The sequence below is a fragment of the Enterococcus sp. 3H8_DIV0648 genome, assembly GCF_002140655.1.
GTDB lineage: Bacteria > Bacillota > Bacilli > Lactobacillales > Enterococcaceae > Enterococcus_A > Enterococcus_A hulanensis.
In genome coordinates, this window is the sequence record NZ_NGLG01000002.1 from 1,284,903 (window position 1) to 1,287,150 (window position 2,248).

Below are 2,248 nucleotides of genomic sequence, written 5' to 3' on the forward strand. Positions count from 1 at the left end.
TCGGTCCACACCTCTTCAATTGTTCTCAAAATGGTACTGAAAGGTTCTCTCTACTTTTCTATCACGAAAATTTTTCCAACGTAGAATAAAAAAGACAGCACAAAGTTACCTAAAATTATTACATCAAAATCATTGCGATCGCGCCTATAGCGTTATTGAAAAAATGAACCATAATTGAAAATTCCAGCCTTCCGGTTTTGTAATAGGCTATTGCAAAGACTAATCCCATTGACGCATATAGAACTAAGTTAGGAATATCTGTTGCCATATGGAGAAATCCGTCATAGTATTAGCCATATCTGATAAATTACTTGATCCTTTTTCTTTTTTAGGTGATTCCAGTCATCCAAGTAGGGCAGAATAGTATCTTTGTCCTGAAAGGTGTTGGGATAGATCATGATACTGTAAAGAAGTCCTCGATTATTTGGTATTGATAGCATTTTTGTGCGAAGACTCACTGTCTACGTTCAAAATAAACAAGCTCAACTCAAAGCCTCGTTTCAGAAATGAGAGCTTTGAGTTGAGCTTGTTTTTTGTTTAGAAACGCCTTGAATGCCAGCTTATAATTGTTTACTAAATAGTTGTTAAAGATGTCGTATAGAATGCAATCCTTGTTGTTCTTCTGATTTTAGTCTAAGCCTCTTAATAACGATACTTTCCCTTCTTACTTTGAAGTCCGTTCATATGATACAGGTATCCAAACAATGCGCCTAACAAGCCGCCAATGATATGGGCCATTCTCGAAATATTATCATTGGATAGCACACCGCTTACGATTTCATTTCCGATATAAAGGGTGCCTACCAAAATAACTGTGATGGGAATCCTGCCATCCTTCATGTTAGCGAAGGATGCTAGCAGTATAAACATAAACACGATGCCGCTTGCGCCCAATAGCATTGTACGCGGAAAGAAAATGACATTGATCAAGCCGATGATTGCAGATGTAGTCAGTATCATGATTAACACATTTTTACTGCCATACTTTTCTTCCACTAATGGTCCAACTGCTAATAGTAGTAGAAAGTTTCCCGAATAATGGCTCAAATCCTGATGGGCAAGTGTGTGGGTAAATAGGCGTAAATACATCATTGGGTCTGCCCAGGATGAATAGTATACGGCAAATAATTTGTTGATTTCTCCATTTGTCACTACATTTAGAATCAGTACGATAAATGATGCTATCGCCAGGCCTAAAATAACTGGTGAGTTGAAGCTGATTAACTTATTTATTTTTCTTTTTTCCATGTCATGCCCCTTTTTTAGTTCATCTAACTAGTTGAGCTGCTCGCTATACTTTTAAAATAATTTGGACAAGTTGCATCTGGCATTCGCGCGATCCTGTTCTTATCTAATGACATTGAATAGTCAGATATGAGATGTGTATAAGAGACAGGTTCCAAAGAATACTTTGTTTACATCAGGAATTTCTGGAGAAGTATCTAAATCAAAAAATAGATCATTTAAGCAATATCTTTTGTTATCTAATGTTTTAAATAGATACTGATTATTTGGAAACGACTCAGAGTAATAATAATGGAGTAGTCGTATTAGAGAGTTTACTTGGGCATTTTCTTTTTTTGGTGGCAGATGGGTATTAGGAGTTCGAATAGTTCGAATACTTGGATCTTCAGTGTGATCATCTTGTTTTTCTGATTTTATTTTCAATACATCGAATCCTGTTGAGAGAAAAATGTTTAAAGAAATTCTATCTTTATTCTTCTCTACACTATGTTCCTGGTTTTGTTGTCCATCTGTATGGGGAGAGGTATCCTCTTGTTCTTTCCCACATGTATGAACAGAATTTGAATGATTTTTTCCAGGGCAGAAATGAGGAGCTTTTTTCCATTCGGTACTTTTCTTTTTGAATGATTTACAGGTTAACGGATATGAACAATTTTCTGAGCATTGGAAAGCGTAGGGATCTGTTAGTATGCCATCGAAGAAATGTTGATTTGCTTCTAGTGCATTAATATTTTCAAAAATTCCTTCTGTACTATATGCTGTTTCAAAAGACATATAATCACCTCTGTTATCATTTTCAATAATGTTACCATAGATAGAATTGTAATAGTAAAAATCGATTAGAGAACTAGAAATAAATTTTTTGTATTCACTTTAACCATCGGTCCACACCTCTTCAATTGTTCTCAAAATGGTACTGAAAGGTTCTCTCTACTTTTCTATCACGAAAATTTTTCCAACGTAGAATAAAAAAGACAGCACAAAGTTACCTAAAATTATTACA

3 protein-coding genes are annotated in these 2,248 nt (G+C 35.1%); all 3 read right to left on the minus strand.

What is annotated here, in order from left to right; all coding sequences use genetic code 11:
* Positions 1-118: 118 nt before the first annotated feature.
* The 3 genes from A5875_RS24365 to A5875_RS22285 all read right to left on the minus strand — a co-directional run bounded on the left by A5875_RS24365 (position 119) and on the right by A5875_RS22285 (position 2,019).
* Complete coding sequence (locus A5875_RS24365; protein ID WP_088935740.1) at positions 119-268, minus strand: CPBP family intramembrane glutamic endopeptidase; 150 nt, start codon at positions 266-268, stop codon at positions 119-121.
* Between the two features lie 374 nt (positions 269-642).
* Positions 643-1,248 carry a rhomboid family intramembrane serine protease gene (locus tag A5875_RS22280; protein WP_088935741.1) on the minus strand — a complete coding sequence of 202 codons (606 nt, stop codon included), beginning with the start codon at positions 1,246-1,248 and terminating at the stop codon, positions 643-645.
* Between the two features lie 120 nt (positions 1,249-1,368).
* Positions 1,369-2,019 (minus strand): hypothetical protein, encoded by a 651-nt coding sequence (locus tag A5875_RS22285; protein ID WP_088935742.1) that lies wholly within the window; start codon positions 2,017-2,019, stop codon positions 1,369-1,371.
* Positions 2,020-2,248: the final 229 nt, after the last annotated feature.

Bases quoted from the DNA above. Each gene is read 5' to 3' on its own strand.
- A5875_RS24365 (WP_088935740.1), bottom strand. From the start codon at position 268: ATGGCAACAGATATTCCTAACTTAGTTCTATATGCGTCAATGGGATTA.
- A5875_RS22280 (WP_088935741.1), bottom strand. From the start codon at position 1,248: ATGGAAAAAAGAAAAATAAATAAGTTAATCAGCTTCAACTCACCAGTT.
- A5875_RS22285 (WP_088935742.1), bottom strand. From the start codon at position 2,019: ATGTCTTTTGAAACAGCATATAGTACAGAAGGAATTTTTGAAAATATT.